The sequence below is a fragment of the Mesorhizobium sp. KACC 23794 genome, from assembly GCF_052180275.1.
Taxonomy (GTDB): domain Bacteria; phylum Pseudomonadota; class Alphaproteobacteria; order Rhizobiales; family Rhizobiaceae; genus Kumtagia.
In genome coordinates, this window is sequence record NZ_CP197465.1 from 246688 (window position 1) to 263516 (window position 16829).

Annotated in this window: 17 protein-coding genes; 8 read left to right on the forward strand and 9 right to left on the reverse strand. The window is 64.2% G+C overall.

The features are described from left to right. Nucleotides 1–376: 376 nt before the first annotated feature. From ACSBOB_RS01245 to ACSBOB_RS01275, 7 genes are all read left to right on the forward strand, one after another. Entirely contained in the window at nt 377–1183 is an 807-nt protein-coding gene (locus tag ACSBOB_RS01245) for an ABC transporter ATP-binding protein (RefSeq protein ID WP_442580654.1), read from the forward strand. A gap of 46 nt (nt 1184–1229) precedes the next feature. Beyond that, complete coding sequence (locus ACSBOB_RS01250; RefSeq protein WP_442580655.1) at nt 1230–2021, forward strand: transporter substrate-binding domain-containing protein; 792 nt, start codon at nt 1230–1232, stop codon at nt 2019–2021. A 110-nt stretch (nt 2022–2131) separates the two neighbouring features. Continuing rightward, nucleotides 2132–2860: an ABC transporter permease gene (locus ACSBOB_RS01255; protein WP_442580656.1), complete on the forward strand. Its 729-nt coding sequence runs from the start codon at nt 2132–2134 to the stop codon at nt 2858–2860. Nucleotides 2861–2862: 2 nt separating this feature from the next. Next, nucleotides 2863–3672 carry an ABC transporter permease gene (locus ACSBOB_RS01260; protein ID WP_442580657.1) on the forward strand — a complete coding sequence of 270 codons (810 nt, stop codon included), beginning with the start codon at nt 2863–2865 and terminating at the stop codon, nt 3670–3672. After that, nucleotides 3669–4667, forward strand: a complete 999-nt coding sequence (locus ACSBOB_RS01265) for an Ldh family oxidoreductase (RefSeq protein WP_442580658.1) — start codon at nt 3669–3671, stop codon at nt 4665–4667. The genes ACSBOB_RS01260 and ACSBOB_RS01265 overlap by 4 nt, the downstream gene beginning before the upstream one ends. A gap of 58 nt (nt 4668–4725) precedes the next feature. Beyond that, the gene (locus tag ACSBOB_RS01270; RefSeq protein ID WP_442580659.1) at nt 4726–5316 is read left to right on the forward strand and encodes a hypothetical protein; all 591 of its coding nucleotides are present in this window, start codon (nt 4726–4728) and stop codon (nt 5314–5316) included. A 100-nt stretch (nt 5317–5416) separates the two neighbouring features. Next, on the forward strand, nt 5417–5869 hold the full coding sequence (locus ACSBOB_RS01275) for a DoxX family protein (protein WP_442580660.1): 453 nt from the start codon (nt 5417–5419) through the stop codon (nt 5867–5869). Nucleotides 5870–5914: 45 nt separating this feature from the next. Here ACSBOB_RS01275 and ACSBOB_RS01280 read toward each other — a convergent pair whose 3' ends face one another. The 9 genes from ACSBOB_RS01280 to ACSBOB_RS01320 form a co-directional block, all read right to left on the reverse strand. Further along, nucleotides 5915–6976: a D-alanine:D-lactate ligase-like protein gene (locus tag ACSBOB_RS01280; RefSeq protein WP_442580661.1), complete on the reverse strand. Its 1062-nt coding sequence runs from the start codon at nt 6974–6976 to the stop codon at nt 5915–5917. 12 nt (nt 6977–6988) lie between these two features. Further along, complete coding sequence (locus ACSBOB_RS01285) at nt 6989–7684, reverse strand: MBL fold metallo-hydrolase (protein WP_442580662.1); 696 nt, start codon at nt 7682–7684, stop codon at nt 6989–6991. A gap of 64 nt (nt 7685–7748) precedes the next feature. Next, complete coding sequence (locus ACSBOB_RS01290; protein ID WP_442580663.1) at nt 7749–8381, reverse strand: 2-dehydro-3-deoxy-6-phosphogalactonate aldolase; 633 nt, start codon at nt 8379–8381, stop codon at nt 7749–7751. Beyond that, on the reverse strand, nt 8378–9325 hold the full coding sequence (locus tag ACSBOB_RS01295) for a 2-dehydro-3-deoxygalactonokinase (protein WP_442580664.1): 948 nt from the start codon (nt 9323–9325) through the stop codon (nt 8378–8380). The genes ACSBOB_RS01290 and ACSBOB_RS01295 overlap by 4 nt, the downstream gene beginning before the upstream one ends. Next, on the reverse strand, nt 9322–10089 hold the full coding sequence (locus ACSBOB_RS01300) for an SDR family NAD(P)-dependent oxidoreductase (protein WP_442580665.1): 768 nt from the start codon (nt 10087–10089) through the stop codon (nt 9322–9324). Before ACSBOB_RS01300 ends, ACSBOB_RS01295 begins: the two co-directional genes overlap by 4 nt. A gap of 133 nt (nt 10090–10222) precedes the next feature. After that, complete coding sequence (locus ACSBOB_RS01305) at nt 10223–11572, reverse strand: putative bifunctional diguanylate cyclase/phosphodiesterase (RefSeq protein WP_442580666.1); 1350 nt, start codon at nt 11570–11572, stop codon at nt 10223–10225. A 120-nt stretch (nt 11573–11692) separates the two neighbouring features. Next, on the reverse strand, nt 11693–13498 hold the full coding sequence (locus ACSBOB_RS01310) for a GtrA family protein (RefSeq protein ID WP_442580667.1): 1806 nt from the start codon (nt 13496–13498) through the stop codon (nt 11693–11695). 91 nt (nt 13499–13589) lie between these two features. Continuing rightward, a complete protein-coding gene (locus ACSBOB_RS01315; RefSeq protein ID WP_442580668.1) occupies nt 13590–13994 on the reverse strand; it encodes a GtrA family protein in 405 nt (134 codons plus the stop codon). Then, a complete protein-coding gene (locus tag ACSBOB_RS01320; RefSeq protein WP_442580669.1) occupies nt 13994–15247 on the reverse strand; it encodes a glycosyltransferase family 2 protein in 1254 nt (417 codons plus the stop codon). Before ACSBOB_RS01320 ends, ACSBOB_RS01315 begins: the two co-directional genes overlap by 1 nt. 286 nt (nt 15248–15533) lie before the next feature. Here ACSBOB_RS01320 and ACSBOB_RS01325 point away from each other — a divergent pair, with 286 nt between their 5' ends. Continuing rightward, entirely contained in the window at nt 15534–16790 is a 1257-nt protein-coding gene (locus ACSBOB_RS01325) for an SGNH/GDSL hydrolase family protein (protein ID WP_442580670.1), read from the forward strand. Nucleotides 16791–16829: the final 39 nt, after the last annotated feature.

Sequence of the window (16829 nt, forward strand, 5' to 3'; positions counted from 1 at the left end):
AATGGCCAGGGCGGTTTTCCGCAGCGTGGCAGTGAGGAGTGTTGGCCAAAGATCTGGAAAAGCCAGGCGGTGAGCCCGCTAACGCGTTTCCAACGATAGATGGTGAAATGCCAATTCACCCGAAGGGCAGGGAGCGGCAGCGGAGGGCAAGTGGGCTGGAATGCATGGGATGGTTTCCTTTCATTCAGAGAAAGATTCGACGAATGGACGTTCGTGGGAGGCGACAAAGGTAAACCGTCCCCCGGGTACATCCGGCATCGCCCAAGCCGGGTTGACGGACGCGATGCGGAAAGTCCATTCTGCGGTCGGGGAACAAAGCCAAGGTTGCGTAAATAGTGCACCGGCGTTTCATGGTTGTGGATGGGAGCGGTCGCTCATGACCGCGATAAAGATCGATATGTCGACAGGGGGCAACGGCGCAGCCGAAGCCATCCATATCGAAAACCTGCACAAGAAGTTCGGCCCTTTGCATGTGCTGAAAGGCGTGTCGGTGTCGGCCCGCGACGGCGAGGTGGTGGCCATCATCGGCGGCAGCGGCTCCGGAAAATCGACGCTGCTGCGCTGCATCAACTGCCTGGAAAACCCGACCAGCGGCATTATCCGCGTCAATGGCGAGGAGATCAAGCTGAAGCCGGACGGGCATGGCGGCTCGGTTCCGGCCGACCGGCGGCAGATCGAGCGCATCCGCTCGAAACTCGGCATGGTTTTCCAGAGCTTCAACCTGTGGAGCCACATGACGCTCATCGAGAACGTCATCGAGGTGCCCATCCACGTTCTGGGCGTCAAGCACGACGAAGCGATCGCCACGGCCGAGAAGCTGCTGGAGCGCGTCGGGCTGGCGGACAAACGCGACGTCTATCCGGCCTTCATGTCCGGCGGCCAGCAGCAGCGCGGGGCCATCGCCCGAGCGCTCGCCATCCAGCCGCGCGTCATGCTGTTCGACGAGCCGACCTCGGCGCTTGACCCGGAACTGGTCGGCGAGGTGCTGAAGGTCATCGCCGACCTGGCGAAGGAGGGCCGCACCATGGTGCTGGTCACCCACGAGATGAAGTTCGCACGCCAGGTCGCGAGCCACGTCGTCTATCTCTACAACGGCCTGGTCGAGGAGGAAGGCCCTCCCGAACAGCTCTTCGGCGCACCGAAATCGGAGCGCCTCAAACAGTTTCTCCGCAACATCCATTGATCGGCGGAGAGGGAACAGCAAACAACAAAATGGGAGCGTGTCTGAGATGAAGAAAATGCTGGTTATACTCGCCGCCGCGGTCGGGCTGGCCGCCGGCGCCGGAATGGCGCAGGCGCAACAGGTCAAGGTGGGCTTCTCGCCGGAGGCCTATCCGCCCTTCTATTCGCAGGACGCCTCCGGCAACTGGGGCGGCTGGGAAGTCGAGATCATCAACGCCATCTGCGCCGAGGAAAAGCTGGACTGCGTGCTGACGCCGATCCCGTGGGACGGCCTGATCCCGGCGCTGACCGGCAAGAAGATCGATGCGATCATGAACTCCATGTCGATCACCGACGAACGCAAGAAGACGATCGACTTCTCGGACAAATACTACAACACGCCGACCGCCGTGATCGGCGCCAAGGACGCCAAGTTCGACGCCACGCCGGAAGGCCTGAAGGGCAAGATCGTCGGCGTCCAGGTTTCCACGACCCACGCGGCCTACGCCAAGAAGCACTTCACCGAGGCTGCCGAGATCAAGGAATACCAGACCCAGGACGAAGCCAACCAGGACCTCGTGGCCGGCCGCATCGACGCCACCCAGGCGGACTCCATCGCGCTTGACGCCTTCCTGAAGACGGACACCGGCAAGGCCTGCTGCGATCTGAAAGGTTATGTCGCGCCCGACGACGAGGTGCTCGGCCCCGGCGTCGGCGCCGGCCTGCGCAAGGACGACGCCGAACTCAAGGGCAAGATCAACGCCGGCATCAAGGCGATCCGCGACAACGGCAAATATGCCGAGATCACCAAGAAGTACTTCGACTTCGACGTCTACGGCGCCGCCGGCCAGGCGAACTGATCTTCGTTTCGATCGGCCACCGCGCCCAAAAGTCGGCGTGGTGGCCGTCTGGTCGCTGACAGGTTTGGACCCGAGAGCGGGAGAGCAAGCTGCACGACGTTCTTGTCACCATGTTTGGCGCCAGTTCGCTGGAACTGCTGGCGCTGGAGCCGCCCGGTCGGGGCGCCAGCCTCCTCCATGGTTTCATGAATTCCGTCATCGTCGCCTTCGGCGCCTTCGGGCTCGGCCTGCTGATCGGCATATGTGGCGCTTATGGAAAGCTCTATGGCGGGCCGATCACGCGGGACCTGCTCGCGATTTATACAACACTGGTCCGCGCGCTCCCGGATCTGGTGCTCGTGTTGGTGATCTTCTACGCCGGCACCGACCTGATCAATCAGGCGCTCGCCGTTGTCGGCTGGGGGCCAATCGACATTGGCGGCATTCCCGCCGGCATCGGCGTTCTGGGCGTGGTGCAGGGCGCCTATTCGACCGAGGTGCTTCGCGGCGCCATCCTTGGCATTCCGCAGGGCCAGATCGAGGCGGCGCGCGCCTATGGCATGCCGCCCGCCCTGCTGCTCCGCCGCATCACCATCCCCGCCATGCTGCCCTTCGCCATTCCGGGGCTTGCAAATCTCTGGCTGATCGCCACCAAGGATACGGCACTGCTGGCGCTGATCGGCGTAAACGAGTTGACCCAGATGGCTCGTAATGCCGGTGGTAACACAAAGGCCTATCTCACCTTCTTCACGGCGGCCGGCGCGCTCTATCTCGCGCTGACGCTGGTCTCCAATGTGATCATCGCCCGCATCGAGCGCCGCGTAAGACGCGGCATGCCCTCCATGGCAGGGGCGCATTGACGATGGAGGTGCTGGACATCAACAGGACGAGACTTCAGCGCGCACTCGGCTGGCTTCAGCCGCATCGCATCGTCCTCATCCTGATCGCACTGGCGATCGTGATCTACTGTATCTTTGCGCTGCGCTGGGACTGGCTGCCGAATTATCTTGGTCTTGCGGTCCAGGGTATCTGGCGCACGATATGGCTGCTCGTGCTTTCATGCACGTTCGGCCTCGCACTCGCCATACCGCTGGGCTTGGTCCAGGTTACCGGCCCGAAAATTCTGAGCGTGCCGGCGCTGGTGTTCTGCACCATCATCCGCGGCACGCCGCTGCTGCTGCAGCTCTGGCTTTTGTATTTTGGATTGGGATCGCTATTCCCGCAATTTCCGTGGATACGGGACTCGTTCCTGTGGCCGATCCTGCGGCAGGCATGGCCATACGGCCTGCTCGCGCTCACGCTCTCCTTCGCCGCCTATGAGGGCGAGGTGATGCGCGGCGCCTTTGCCGGCGTGCCGCGTGGCCAGCTTGAGGCCGGCCGGGCTTTCGGCATGTCGCGATTCACGATCTTCCGGCGCGTCTGGCTGCCTCAGGGCTTGTTCCGTGCGCTACCGACGCTGACCGGCGAAACCGTCCTGCAGCTCAAGGCGACGCCGCTGGTGGCGACCATCACCATGATGGACATCTATGGCGTCGCCTCGCGCGTCCGGCAGGAGACTTACATCATCTACGAGCCGCTGCTGCTGCTGTCGTTGGTCTATATCACGATCACCGGCATCCTCATCTTCATCCTTCGGAAACTGGAGGCACGTATCCCGGTGCGGCTCGGATGAGTTCGGAAGAAATGATTACCCTGCGGTTGGAGGAAGCGCTGGCATTGTGCGAGGCGGCGGCGGTGCGGGCCGGCGCCAACCTCGATCTGGCACGCTCGATCGCGCAAGCGGCAGTGCGCGCCGAGGCGGAGGGCCAGGCCGCATTGGGCCTGACGCATTTCATCGACTATCTCGGCTCGCTGCGGGCCGGGCGCATCGACGGATCGGCGGTGCCGGTCATCACGCGCCCGGCGCCGGCGATCATCCTGTCCGATGCCCGTAAGGGCGCGGCGCATCCGGGCTTCGACAGCGCCTTCGACGATCTTGTCGCCACGGCGAAAAGTTTCGGGCTGGCGCTGTTCGTACAGCGCAATGCCTATACCTGCGGCACGCTCGGCCACTTCGCGGTGCGGCTGGCGGAGGCCGGCCTGATCGGTCTGGCAGCCACAAACGGTCCGGCGCTGCTTGCCGGCTCGGGATCGACAAGGCCCGTCTATTGCACCAATCCGCTGGCCTTTGCCGCGCCTATCGCGGGTGGGCCGCCACTGCTCATCGACCAGTCCTCCAGCGCCACGGCTTTCGTCAATGTCCGCCAGGCGGCGCGCAACGGCCGTCCCATTCCGGCCGGCTGGGCGCTGGATGCCGACGGCCTGCCGACCACCGATCCGGAGAAGGCGATGGCCGGGGCGTTGCTCGCCTTCGGCGGCGCGCGTGGCGCCAACATCGCGCTGATGGTGGAAGTGCTGGCTGCCGGCGTGTCGGGAGCGAACTGGTCGCTCGATGCGGCCTCCATTTCGGAAGGCAGCGAAAATCCCGGCAGCGGCCTGTTCGTGCTGGCTCTTGCACCTGCCCTGCTCGATCCCGAATTCGGCGCTCGCATGAGCGCGCAGCTTGCCCGGCTCTCGGATAACTACGGGGTGCACATACCGGGTCCCGCAAAGGCCAGGGCGCGCGACGCCGCCGAAGCCAACGGCGTCACGGTATCGAAGGCGATCTACGATCGGATTGCCAGCTAGGCGTGTCCCCATGCGGCATCGGCATGGTATCGTCGTTCCGGTACCTGATGGAGCGTCCATGATCACGAAGTTCGTCCTGCTTCTTCCGCTTCTTCTGGCGGATGTCTCGCAGGGGCTCGCCGATCCACTTTCCGACCTGCTCGCCAAGGGCAACGGTTCGGCCTGTTTCGAGCGGGTCTACGACGAGGCGCATCTCGCGAAGAATCCCAGGCAGCTGACACGCTCCGCGCTTCTGTCGCTGAAGGCGTTTCCGGAGAGTGATGGCGCGGTCGTCCGTATCCGTTTCCAACGCCGCGACGGCGTGCTGTACATCGTCGGCGGCTGCGAATGGACGGCCAAGGCCAACCTCGACATCGAGGGCCGGAAACTGATCGATGCATTCAAGGGGCCGAGCGGCCTCGACTGTCACGCCATGACAAGCGCCGACGGCAATTCCGCCGAAGAGGGCGGCGACTTCCCCGTCGACCTTCGCGACGGCGCTGCGATGACGGTCTATATGCCAGAGAGCCTCGCGGCTTGGCGTTCGATCGCCCGTTCCGGGCCGGCGGACTGGATCGATTTCGGCAAGGACGACAATGCGTTCCGGGTCAATCGAACCGATACCGGCTCATGCGCGGAACTGGCCGACAAGCTGCCATGGTGGGAATGATAACCCCACCGCTGTTATCAACTTATTGTCAAATGGTGTGAATTGACGAACGGTGTCGGCACTCGTCTTTTGCGGCAAAGCAACCGGAGACGATTCCTCGATGTCGGACGCCACCCATTCGCCCACTCGCAGCCTGCTGGTCCCGCCGCTCGGCTGGATTTATGCGACCCTGCATGAGAGGGTCGAAACGCTGCTGCGTGTCGTCGCCGGGCTGGCATTGGTGACGCATGGCGCGCCGAAGATCATGAATCCGTTCGGCGCGGCGGAAATGGTCGAGAAACTGGGTTTCTATCCCGGCGTCTTCTGGTCGCCCCTCCTTTCGGCCACCGAGTTCTTCGGCGGCATTTTTATCGCGCTCGGGTTTTTGACGCGGCCCGCTGCTCTTGCCGCGGCCATCGTGCTGCTCGTCACGGTCTGGTTCCACTGGATCACACTGGGTCAGGGCTATTCAGGTGCGGAAAAGTCGATCCTGTGGGCGGCAATCTTTATCTTTTTCGCGGTGCGGGGAGCGAAACGTCATTCGGTCGACGCCAGGCTTGGCCGCGAGTTCTGACGGTCCAGCCGCCCGGCCGCGCCCTGCCTGAGCGGGCGTGACCGTTCAGGTCGGGGCCACCGCAAGCCGCCTTGCCGCCGTTTCCGCAATCGCATCCGGCAAGGACAGATCCCATTGCGCCGCGCAATAGGCACGGAAGTCGAAGCAGGGAAGGCCGGGGCAAACCTCGAACTCGATCAGATGCACCGTGTCGTCCTGCTCTACGCGGAAATCCATCGAGAAGACGTCCTTGAGGCCAAGCCCCGGCATGAGGGCGTCGGCGATCTCGCGGATGCGACGGTCGGACTCGGGCTGGCTTGCCGCGACGGGGACGAGTTCCGGCTCCGCGTAGCCGCCCTCCGCCTTGGCGGCCAATCCCGTGTCGCCATAGAGCGCCATGGAATCAGCCATGGTCTGGAAATCGCCGCCGGAATCGACGAAGAATACGCCGAGCGCCTCGGTCCCCGCATTCGGATCGACGGCGAGAAAACTTGCGCGGACGTTGCGCCCGGCCACATAGGGCTGAACGACGATGTCGTCGCGATAGGCCGCGAAGACGCGGCGGCTGATCACCAGCGCATCGTCCGCATCCTCGCAGCGGGAATCCGGCCAGATGCCGATTTTTGCTCCAAGCCGGTTGGGTTTTGCGAAATAGCCGGTTGCCGATTCCGGCGACGCGACCAGCCATTCGCCATCGCGCGCAAGCCCCGCCGGCGGTACGGGCAACCCGAGCGCCGAAAGTACGGCGCCTGAGCGGAATTTGTCCTGGCAGAGTGCAAACAGCGAATCTTCGGCGCCGATCGTCCGCAGCCCGCCAAGCCGCGCCAAGGCTGGCGCCGCGCCGCCGCGGAAATAGGCGATGCCGTCCGTTAGCGTCCAGACCAGCGTCGCCCCCGGATCGGCACTGGCAAGCACCGGGCCGGCCTCGTCGAGGGCTGTTGGAACGAAGCGTATGCTGCGTCGGCCACAGGCCTCCGTGATCGCCTCGAATTCGAGCGCCAGATCGGTGCTCTGCGCGAGATAGGACGAAATCTCCAGCGCGTGACGTTCCGAAAAACCTTGCGCGGCCAGCCGGTTGCGGCAGGCATCCTCCGGTTCGTAGACAAGCACGAGCTGCGGCTGCGGCATCGACAAAGTCCCTTAGGCGCCGACCCGCCGGCGATATCGCTCAATCCGATCAAGAAAGGCGGCGCGCGGCAGGATGGCACCATGGCCGGGACAGGCTCGCGCGAAATCGACCTCCGCCAACCGTTCATGCGACATCAGCAGTGCCTGCCCGTCGGCGCCGGGAATGTCGTCCCAGATATGGCCGTCATGAACCGTGTCGGCGCAGAACAGCAGGCCGGAATCCGAGTCGAGCAGCGATAGCGAACCGGGAGAATGTCCGGGCGTGTGAATGGCTACCAGCCGCCGGCCGCCAAGATCGACGATGTCTCCGTCATCGAGGAAGATGTCGACCGGACAGGGCTGCTGGCGGATCGAAATCGGCTCGATGATACCGTTGCCGGCCAGAACCGGACGATCGGCGAGATAAGGCAGAGCCTGGGTCGAGACCGGGTCGGGATCGGCAAAAATCGCGGCTTCGGCATGATGAGCGTAACACCGCTTCGCAAGATGCAGCAAGCCGATATGGTCGAAGTGGCTGTGCGTTGCGATGGCGACAAGCGGCTTTTCCGCATCGCGCCGGATGGCGCCGAGATCGGTGCAAAATCCCCACCCGCCATCGATCAGGCAGTCGGCGTCGCTTCCTTGTAGCAGGTAGAAGAAAGATCGCTCCGTCTCCGAAACGATGTCTTCCGTCAACCGCAGAACGCCCGGCTCGATTTCGATGGCCAAGAGATCGCCCGTGCCGACGAGGTCTTCCCAGCGGCGACACGATCGGGCGCCATACGGTGACGAGCTAATAGCTGCCAAAAACCGCGTCCCAGGCCTTCACCGCCTTTGCTGCGCGTTCGCCGACTTCGGCCGCGCTCATGCCGGGCTTGTAGAGGCTGGAGCCGAGGCCGAAGGTACGCACACCGACCTTGGCATAAGCGGCGAAATCCGCGTCCGACACGCCGCCGACCACGCCAACCGTCGCATCAGCAGGCAGAACGGCCTTGATGGCGGCGATGCCGCCCGGCCCGAGCACGCCGGCCGGGAAGAATTTGAGGGCGGAAGCACCAAGCTTGAGCGCCAGAAACGCTTCGGTCGGCGTGAAGACGCCGGGCATCGTCACCAGCCCATGCCTGCCGGCCTGGCGCATGACGTCGGTATCGATGTTGGGACTGACAAGCAGGCGTCCACCGACGCCATGCAAGCTGTCGACATCCTTGACCGTCAGCACGGTGCCTGCGCCGATCAGTGCGGTGGCGGGAAGATCGCGGACCAGCGTCTCGATCGATCGGAACGGATCCGGCGAATTGAGCGGGACCTCGATCGCCTCGATCCCCGCTTCGTACACGGCGGCTCCGACCTCGGCGGCTTCGTCGGCGCGCAGTCCGCGCAGAATCGCGACCAGGTTGCGCCGCAAGGCTGGAAACGTCTGACTCATCCGGCGTTCTCGATGTTCATCATTCCGAAATACCGGGCGGTGTCGGCAAGGCCGGCGCGCACCGCCTCGTCGGCGTCGACCGTGGCAACAGTGAAGCCGGCAAGGCGGAGTGCTGTCTGGTAGAGTTCCTGCATGCCACCCGACGCGATGAGGACGACTGCGCCGCCCTCCTGCGCAAAACGGTTCTTCGCCGCCGCTATCTCTGAACCGATCAGCAGGCCGGACAAGGCCGCCGCCGCGTCGGCAGGCTGGAGACCGTGCAGAAGCGTCGCAGCGCGGATGCGGAAGAGTGATGTCTCGACTGCAACCGGATCGGCAAGCGCATTGCCGCACCAATCGAGGAAAGCCGGGCTGTCGGCAGATACCTTGGTCTCCGAACCGATCGAGTGGCTGAGGATCGATCGAGCCGACAAAACGGAAAACAGTTCGCCGGTCATGAAGGTCTGGAAAGCGGTCACCGTTCCATCGACCAGTCCGACCCATTTGGAGTGGGTTCCGGGCATGCAGACGAGGTGGCGGCCGGGACCGAGGCGGGTTGCCGCACCGGCAAGCTGCGTTTCCTCGCCGCGCATGACGTCCGGCGAGGCTGGGTCGCGTTGCGCCAGACCCGGCACGATGCGGATGTCGCGCTTCGTCCATGGCACGCTGACAGCCGCACCGAATATCTCGGCGAGCGAAACCGGCACAGTGGCGTAGGGCGCCTCGACCCAGCCCTGCCGCGAACCGGCCATGCCGCAGATGATGACCGGCAAGGCCGCCGATGCGCCCATCTCGGTCAGCTGCCTTTCGAGGATCTCCGCGAAGCGATCCGGCTGGGCCGAGAACAGGCCCTCGTCGCTGCGCCGCTCGGCGACGACATTGCCGGCATCGTCGAGGAGCCAGACCCGCAGGCGCGTCGTGCCCCAGTCGGCGGCAGCGACCGCCGGCTGGCCAGCAGCGCTCACAGAAAGCCTCCGTCGACGATCATGGTCTGCGCCGTCAGCATGCGCGACGTGTCCGAGGCAAGGAACAGGCAAGGACCGACCATGTCTTCCGGCTTCATCACCTCGCGGATGCACTGGCGTGCGACATGCGCATTTAACGCTTCCTCGGTCACCCAAAGGTCGCGCTGCCGCTCGGTGATGACCCAGCCCGGCGCCACCGCGTTGACGCGAATGTTCCATGGACCGAGCTTGCCGGCGAGACCCTTGGTCAGGCCGATGATTCCGGCCTTGGCCGCCGTGTAGGACGGCATGTCGGGATGGTTGATCAGGAAGGAGGTCGAGGTGAAGTTGATGATCGAACCGCGCCCCGCCGCCCGCATTCCCGGCGCTACCGCCTGGGCGGTGAAGAAATGCGGACGAAGGTTGATCGCCTGGTTGGTGTCCCAATAGTCGACTGTTACATCGGCGATGTCGTGCCGGTCGTCGAAGGCTGCGTTGTTGACCAGCACGGTCGCCGCGCCATGCGCCGCTTCGGCCTGGCGCACCGCGCCACGCAGCGCCTCGATGTCGCGAAGATCGCAGCGAATGAACAAAGGCTTCGAACTGTACGTACCGCCGATCCGGTCGCGCAAGGCCTCACTCGGCCCTTCCGCTATGTCAAGAAAGGCAACCCGCGCCCCCTGCGCGACAAAACCCTCGGTGAGCGCGGCGCCGATGCCGGATCCGCCGCCGGTGATCAGCACGGCCGCTTCCTCGATATCGGCGTATCTGGCCGGATGCGACATGGAGAAAACTCTTCAGGCTGGAAAAATGCAGGCCAATCAATAGACCGCGCAGGCCCGCGGTGCGATAGAAATCTTCCGGAATCCCTGTCGTTTTTCCATTCTGGAGCTGGTCGTATGCGGCCAGGAAAACGGTTCAGAATACCGGGACGACGGGAACGCGGCGCATGGAATCGCGCAGGACGCCGAGGGTGGTCTCGGCATTGGCGGGGCGTCCGAACAGATAACCCTGTCCGCCCTGGCAGCCGAACTCCGTCAGGCGCGTCGCTTGTTCTTCCTTCTCGATCCCTTCCGCAACGGCCTCCATGCCGAGCCCTTCGCACATGGACAGGATGGCGCGGATGATATGTTCCGAAGGCCGGTCCTCGAGGATGGACGCGACGAAGCTGCGATCGATCTTGAGCTTGTCGAAGTGGAACTCGCGCAGCCGGCCGAGCGACGAAAGGCCGGTGCCGAAATCGTCCAGCGACACCCGTATCCCGCAGCGCCGCAGATCCTCGACGATCTTGCCGGCCGACACCGGGTCGTTCATCAGCCCGGTTTCTGTGATCTCGATCTCCAGCCGTCGCGGATCGAAGCCGGTGCGGTCGAGGATGGCGAGGATATGCAGCCCCGTATTCTGGTCAACCAGTTGCGACGGCGAAAGATTGAAGGACAGAAACAGGTTGGATGGCCAGTTGCGGGCGGCTTCCGTGGCCTTGCGCAGGACAAGCTGCGAAAGCGGACCGATGATGCCGCGCTCCTCGGCGATCGGGATGAAGACGCTGGGCGAAACGACGCCAAGATCGCGATCGGTCCAGCGCGCCAACGTCTCGAAACCGCGGATGTGCCGGGTCTCAAGATCGATGATGGGCTGGAAGTGCGGCTCCACCTCGCCGGCCGACACGGCCCGGCGCAAGGCCTGCTCGATATGAGTGACCCGCCGGGCGGCGGCCTCCATCTCGCGGGTGTAGACGACTACCTTGCCGCGGCCCGAACGCTTGGCGTGGTAGAGCGCCGTCTCGGCCTTGTCGACGAGGATCTCGGTGGTCTCGTCACCGGAATAGAACAGCGAGCAACCGACCGAAGCGGAAAGCCGCGCCGTTCGATCTCCCACATCGTAGGGAGCGGAAAGGATCTCGATCAGCATCCGCGCGCGATCGGCGGCGGCTTCCTCGGAGAAGACCATCGGATAGAGGAAGGCAAATTCATCCGAACCGACGCGCGCCACGGTCGACCCGGCATCCATGGCCGCGCGCAGCCGCATCGCCACCTGGACGAGGATATCGTCGCCCGCCTTGCGGCCGAACAGATCGTTGATCGGCTTGAATCCGTCGAGATCGAGGATACCGACCGCGAAGGGCGCCGGGTCATCCGAACGATCGCTGATCAGTCTGTCGATCTTGTCGAAAAAGCGCCGATGGTTGCCCAGCCCGGTCAACGGATCGGTGAAAGCAAGATCGGCGCTTTCGCTACGGTCCGGGCCGCGGGCGAAGGACGGCTGCATCAAAATTCCTGTGCCATGCGCAACATGCGGGAGGATCGTGTCAGCAAAACATTGATGAAACGTATCGGGGGTGACCGCTGGCGCCGGCCGATGCCCATCCGGGCGGCGACGACCTCCGGGTCAACGAACGCGATAGAGAACGAGCGGCTGGTCCAAGGTCTCTGCGATCGGCTCCAGCCAGGACGGAACAGAGCTTTTCACGAGATCTGCCATGAAGCCGTTCGGCGCCGAACCCGCGAACGATGCGGTTTCGTCGTCTCCTGGGCAAAAGGCCAGCAGGCCAACCTTCTCGCGCCGCATGATTGCATGCGCTTCGTCAGGCGTTCCCATGAAAGCGTCGAGCACGGCGACATTGCCGGCGTTGTTGCGATGATAGGGTCCTGCGAGAACCCGGTGAGGCGTCGTCGCGATCATCGGCGCGCCAAGGTTCGAGATCACCAGAACAGTGGTGGGCTGCTCCTGCGCCAGCCTGGCATAGGTCGCATCGGCCGTGCATTTCGATTTGCCGCCGTCGGACCCTTCTACGGCCACATCATGTGTCGCCATCATTGCATTCGCGATCGCATGCGACCCTGTGCTCCATACCAGTGTCAGCGAAATCAGCCAGGCGAAGACCATCCGGAGCGTCGCCTTAACCGTGCGCTCGCCGACCTGACTCCGCGCGGCCGCTACCATGGCCGCCAGCGGGACGATCGCGAAAGGCAGTGAGAAATTCGTGCCGCGGATCTGCCAGATGCTGACGGCGGTCGCCGCAACCAGAAAAGCCATCAGCATCATTTCGGCGCGCTGCGGGCCGTGCCGCCGCATGGCTATGATCAGCAGTGCCATCGCGATGAATGGCGTCACATAGTTCTGAGCGAGATTCTCCGGCCTCAGCTCGAAGGTCCGCCACAAGGGCTGCGCTTCCATCACCGAGTCCAGCCAGAAGGCGCGCATCCTCGGGTCGACCGCGGCATAAGGATCGGCGAAGCATTGCGGAGCAAGCAGGATAGCCGTGACGCCGACGGCAAGTCCCAGGAGAAGGAGGCCGGCAGACCTCGCCGACATACCTCTCGAAACGGTAGCAGCCGCAGTCGCGGCCAGCCCCAGCCCGCCCAGAACGGCAACCACACCCAGTCGGGCCGAATAGGCGTCGCATTGCGCATCCCACCACGAGGCCGGCGGTACGGTGGCGACAAGCGTAAGAGCCGCCGCCCCGGCAAAACCGAGGCCGAAACCCGTTGCGGTACCGACGCCGTCCCTGCCGGGGAACAGCAGTGTCGCCGCCGCGCAGGCACCGGCCACAGCCACGTATGGCGCGGTCTCCATGCCGATCGCGAGCATCACGGCGGCACAGACGCCGGCGCCGGCTGCCCGGCGCCATCCCGGCGCAAGCAGCAGCACGATCATCGCCAGTGCGAACACGAGTTGCAAATTGTGATGGTCCAGCGCCCGCGCGGTGAAGAGGCCCATGGCGTTGAGCGTAATGGCGCCGATCACCAGCGCCGGGATAAGGCTGTCGGGGCCGGCAAGCAGCCGCGCCGCCCGCACGAGCAAGAACAGCGCCGCGACGCTGAGCAGGGCCGGCCAGACGATCTCCGCCGTCACCTCGCCGGCAGCCATGCTGCCCGTAAGCCCCGATACGGTCAGCATGATCGCGGCGACCGGAGCGTCGACGATGCGCGACCAGTGCATGACAAAGCCGCCCTCCGGCCCCATCCGGTACTGATGAAGGTCGAACCACGACTGCCCGCCCAGCCAGTCGCGGATCTGCGCCAGCCGCATCACGCTGTCGTTGTCTCCGCCGGAATCCAGCAGCGTCGGGAAGCCGCTCACGGCCTGGATCACAAGCATCGCCAGAGCGGCCAAAGCGCTCGCTGCCAGGTCGGCCTTCCAGCCCTCCAGACGCGACGGCCGGGTCGCGGCGAGCGTTGTTGTACTGGACATCCCGGTGGCTTCCTGGTGGAGTAAGCAGGCTGGACGTTAACCGACCTGCTTCAATATTTCGTAAAGCGACCGTGCTTGCGACACTCGCACCTCAGCCTCGGTCCGTCTGCCGGGGAAAGACCCAAAGGGAAGACAAGATATAACTTGCGGCGCTGGCGGCGACCGTGACGGCGGCCGACATCGCGAACGGCGTTCCGCCGAAACTCTCCACCGAGACATGCGCGACAAGGCCCGAGATCAAGGCGCAGCCAAGCTGAACGGCGAGATAGCGCGGTAGCGCGTGTGCGTGGGCGTGGACGCCGCCGAACGTCCAGCCGTGCTGGGCGGTATAGGCGACGGCGAACGCCACCGCGTAGGCAGCGATGCTGCCGAGAAACGGCGACATGCCGAAGCTGACGAATAGATAGGACAGCGCGAAAAGCAGCACCGCCGCGCCGATCCCAACAGTTACGAAGCGCACAGCCCTGAAGCGGAGCGCGGAGCGCAGCCGTTCCATCAAGCGCCCTGTTTTGCCTGATGCTTCAGCGCCGGCGCAAGCTTGTCGCGCACCACCGGGATTTCCAACACCCCGAGGAGGAAGGCCGAGAAAAAGCCCTGCAACCCGATGACGATCAACGTCAGCCCGAGCACGACGATGCGGGGGATTTCCGAGTTCGAGAGCGGCCCGAAATCGAGATTCGCCCACCAGGTCAGCGCGTAGGCAAAGAAGCCCGCGCCGGCCAGGAAGCAGATGCCGGCATTCAACGCCAGCCTGTCGGTGCTGATCGTCCGCATGAGCCAGTCCGACCGCGCCGTCCTCGGCAGGATGCCAGTGAGGTCGGCATAATAGCGCGACAGCACCCCGAAACTGACGAGCTGGGTGCCGGTGACGATCATGAAACACGCCGCCAGGAACGTGTTGAGATCAAGCTCCATCGTGGTGTTGAGCTGCAACGGCCCGAAGAACAGAACCGCCGCCAGCAGCACGCCGAGGCCGCACAGGCTGAGGCCGGGGATGACGAACAGCCAGCGCGGATTGTACATCAGCAGGAATTTCAGGTGCCGCCAGCCATCGCGCCAGGTACGCAGATGGGGAGGACGGCTGCGGCCGTCCGGCTTCAGCGTGGTCGGCACTTCCTCGATGCGCAGGCCGGCCAGCGCGCTGCGCACCACCATCTCGCTGGCGAATTCCATGCCGGTCGTGCGCAGGTTGAGTTCGCGGATGCGCTGGGCGTTGAAGCCGCGCAGGCCGCAGTGAAAATCGCCGGTCTTGATGCGGAAGAACAGCCGGCCGATAAAGGACAGCACCGGATTGCCGAGATAGCGGTGCAGCGGCGGCATCGCGCCGGTCTCGATGCCCCCCTGGAAGCGATTGCCCATGACCAGGTCCGCACCGCCGCGCAGCTTTTTCACGAACGCGTCGAGGGCGCTGAAATCATAGGAATCGTCGGCGTCGCCCATGATGATGAAACGGCCCCGCGCGGCGGCAATGCCGCCCTGCAACGCGGCGCCGTACCCCTTTTGCAGAACCTGCGCGACGCGCGCTCCGTGCCTCGCGGCAATCGCCTGGGATCCATCGGTGCTGCCATTGTCGGCGATCAGCACCTCGCCGGATATGCCGGACCTGGCGAGGTAGTCCCGCGCCTTGCCGATGCAGGTGGCGAGCGTCTCGGCCTCGTTGAGGCAAGGCATCAGGATCGTCAGTTCCAGCTCGGCATGGTCCTCGACCGGGGCGTGATCCTGATAGTGCCTTGCCGCGACTGCATTCATGGCTGGTTCCACTCCATCCGTTCGACATTCGGCCTGCGCAAGCACTGCCGCGTCCGCCGTTGACCGGACCTAAGCACAGAGTGATTGGCGTCCTGTTAATTCTTTGCCTTAACTTCGCATTTCGTTTCGGCCAACGGACCATGCCAGGCCTTCCGCAGGGTGCATCGTGGTTTTGTGCTGCCGAAGTCGAATTGACAGGATTTCACCGACTGACATCATCGTCTCGGGGGCAACAACCAAAGACTTAACCCAAGCATCGGCGCGGCTTTGCGCCCGGAGGAAACCAATGAGAAAGATGATGACGGCCGCCCTGGCGGGCGCCGCGTTCACGGTATCGCTTGTCGGTCTGGCCGCTGCACAGGAAGACAACGACTGGATCGGCACCTGGACTGCCAGCGCGCAACCTGCCTGGGAGGCAGATTTCGCAGTGCCGCTCGGCATGCAGGCCAATCTCTGGAACCACACGATCAGGCAGGTTGCGCGCGTCAGCATCGGCGGCGACAAGGTCCGCATCATCGTGTCGAACGAATACGGCAAGCTGCCGCTCAAGATCGGTGCAGCTCAGATCGGTGTCACCAAGGACGGTGCAGCGATCCAACCCGGGACAGGCAAGGCCGTGACCTTCAGCGGCAGCCCGTCGATCACCATCCCGCCCGGCGCTCCGGTGATCAGCGATCCGGTCGACCTGAAGGTCGAGCCGCTTTCCGAACTCTCGGTCAGCCTGTTTTTTCCTGAAAGCGCGCCGACGACAACCATGCATTGGGACGGACATCAGACCGCTTTCATCGCCGCCGGCAACAAGGTCGCCGACGAAGACCTGAAGGCCGATTCCACACAGACGCAGCGCGCCTTCCTGACCGGCATCATGGTCGAGGCTCCGGACGATGCCCGCGCCGTCGTGCTGTTCGGCGATTCCATCACCGATGGCGACGGCTCGACCGTCGACGGCAACGACCGCTGGCCGGACACGCTGGCCGAGCGGCTGGCGCAGGCGGGCGGCGCGCCGGTCGCCGTGCTCAACCAGGGAATTTCGGGAGCCAAGGTGCTGAGCGACCGCATGGGCGTCAACGCCCTGGCGCGCTTCGATCGTGACGTGCTCAACCAGCCGAACGCCGACACCGTCGTCTTGATGATGGGTATAAACGACATCGGCTGGCCGGGCTCCGGCCTGGCGCTGCACGATCCGGAGCCGACGGCCGAGGACATCATCGCGGGATACCGGCAGCTTATCGCGCGCGCGCACGCGGATGGGATGCGCATCATCGGCGCGACGTTGACGCCGTTCGGCGACTCCTTCGCCGGAACGCCGTTCGAGGGCTATTATACGCCCGAGAAAGAAAAAATCCGGCTCGCCGTCAACGAATTCATCCGCAACAGCAAGGAGTTCGATGGCGTCATCGATTTCGACAAGGTCGTCGTCGACCCGCAAAAGCCCGGCTACATCAAGGCCGAGTTCGACAAGGGCGATCATCTTCACCCGAACGCCGCGGGTTATGACGCCATGGCCAACTCGATCGACCTCAAGCTGCTGGCTGCCGAATAGATTTTCCGGCGGCGTTTCGCGATGGTGAGACGCCGCCGG